Below are 2138 nucleotides of genomic sequence, written 5' to 3' on the forward strand. Positions count from 1 at the left end.
AAATCACGAAACAAGAAGCGAATCAAGCTCGTTTTGTTGTCAATCACCCAGAATTAAAACCGAATACTAGTGGCAACTATACTTATTTAGTCAAAGATGGCTTATTAGTAGATCAAACAGTGGTGTATGCCAATGCCAAGACAGCTGTCGACAATCTCTTTGACGGTGAAGAACCAAAAGAAACGAATACGAAAGAACAAATTGATGCAGCAAAAACAAAAGTTGATGCCATGCTTGATTCAAGTTTGAAACAACAACTATTAGCGAAAATCGAGCAAGCACAAGAAAAATTAGATTCATTAACAGGTGCATTAACTGTTGAAGAATATCGTTTGGTAGGATCGGATGCCTATGTTCGGGGTACGGTTACAGGCAATGTGGCATATCTAAGATTAGAAGTCAATGGGACACTTTATGCTAAATCAACCGTCAAAGATTCAACGTTTGCTTATTATGCTTTAGATAAGATCAAAAAAGCAGATGACCAAGTGTATCTCGTAGCGTATAATCCAGAAGATAAAGAAATCGCTCGTCAAGCAGTTCCTGTTGTTGCGGCGCAAGGTGAATTAACTGTACAACCTTACATGTTAAATGGAACAGATCGTTATATTCGCGGAACATATTCAGGTGAAATCGATCATGTTCGTTTACGTGTCAACGGTCAATTGTATGCTAAATCAACTGTTTCTGGAAATACCTTCCAGTATTATGCAGTAGATAAAGTAAATAACGTGACGGACAAAGTAGAATTAGTAGCTTATGACCGATTAGGCAATATCGTCACTGAACGAACAGTAGCTATCAATGAAATTGCAGCAACTTTATCAGTGGATAAATATGTTCTCGGCGGTAGTGATCGCTACATTCGAGGAACTTATACCGGAAGCATTAGTTACCTAAGACTGGAAGTCAATGGCACTCTTTACGCTAAAGCTGGGGTAAAAGAAAATCCATTCCAATACTATGCAGTAAATAAAATTAAAAATATCAATGACCAAGTGTCATTAGTTGCTTATGATGACAATGATCAAGAATTGACACGTCAAACAGTGACTGTAGAACAACAAACTACTGGTACAGTAACACCAGAAACCTATATCTTAGGTGAAGATGATCGCTATATTCGAGGAACCTATACAGGCAATGTGGATCATTTACGTCTAGAAGTCAATGGTAAGCTACATGCTAAATCAACCGTTAAAGGCGGGACGTTCCAATACTATGCCGTAGATAAAATCAATCAGGCGTCTGATGTAGTAAATATTATCGCCTATGATGTCAATGGGATTGAATTAGCGAAAGAAAAAGTGACGATCCAAGAAACAAAACCGGCCAAAGTAACCACAGAAAAATATATCTTTGGTGGAACGGATAAATACGTACGTGGAACTTATCAAGGAAATGTGGATCATTTCCGTTTAGAAGTCAATGGAAAATTGTATGCTAAATCAACAGCTAAAGGCAGTCCATTCCAATATTATGCAGTAGATAAAATCACAAATAAAAATGATCAAGTCAACATCATTGCTTATGATGCAAATGGCAAAGAACTAGCCAAAGAAAAAGTCATGTTGGAAACGGTGAATCAAGGGAAATTAACACCGGAACCATATGTAATTAATGGTGGAGACAATTATTTACGTGGTTCATACACAGGAGAGATTGATCATCTTCGTCTAGAAGTCAATGGCAAACTTTATGCTAAAGCGACCGTTAAAGGTAGTCCATTCCGTTATTACGCAGTGGATAAAATCCAAAATGCTTCAGATACAGTTTACATTATTGGCTATGACAGTGCTGGTGTGGAACTAGATAAGCAATTAGTGGAAGTGAAAAATAAGTAATATTAAAAACCTCTGATTAAAGTTAGTTTATTCATTGGAGGAATCGCGGTGAAAGTAATTGAAAGAGAACGTCAAATCCTAAATATTATGAAGCAAAAAAGACTTTCAGAAATACCTTATACTTTATGTATCAAAGGTCTTTCTGAACATGAGATTTTAAAGTTTCAAGGTGAAATAAAATCTTTTAAATATTTATCTCGTTTTTATCGACGAAAAGATGATCGGATTTGTCTTTTTTTTAAAGTAAGTAAATAAGAAGTAAAAAATAGAGTGGGACAATAATCAGATTTTTTC

The 2138-nt window shown here is 35.9% G+C and carries 2 protein-coding genes; both read left to right on the forward strand.

The window, feature by feature from the left end; genetic code table 11:
• A partial coding sequence (locus AB3I12_RS13215; protein WP_368015669.1) for an immunoglobulin-like domain-containing protein occupies positions 1-1844 on the forward strand: 1844 nt, incomplete at its 5' end.
• A gap of 48 nt (positions 1845-1892) precedes the next feature.
• Positions 1893-2099 (forward strand): hypothetical protein, encoded by a 207-nt coding sequence (locus AB3I12_RS13220; protein ID WP_063627483.1) that lies wholly within the window; start codon positions 1893-1895, stop codon positions 2097-2099.
• Positions 2100-2138: the final 39 nt, after the last annotated feature.

The organism is Enterococcus sp. C65 (assembly GCF_040887165.1).
GTDB lineage: Bacteria > Bacillota > Bacilli > Lactobacillales > Enterococcaceae > Enterococcus_B > Enterococcus_B hirae.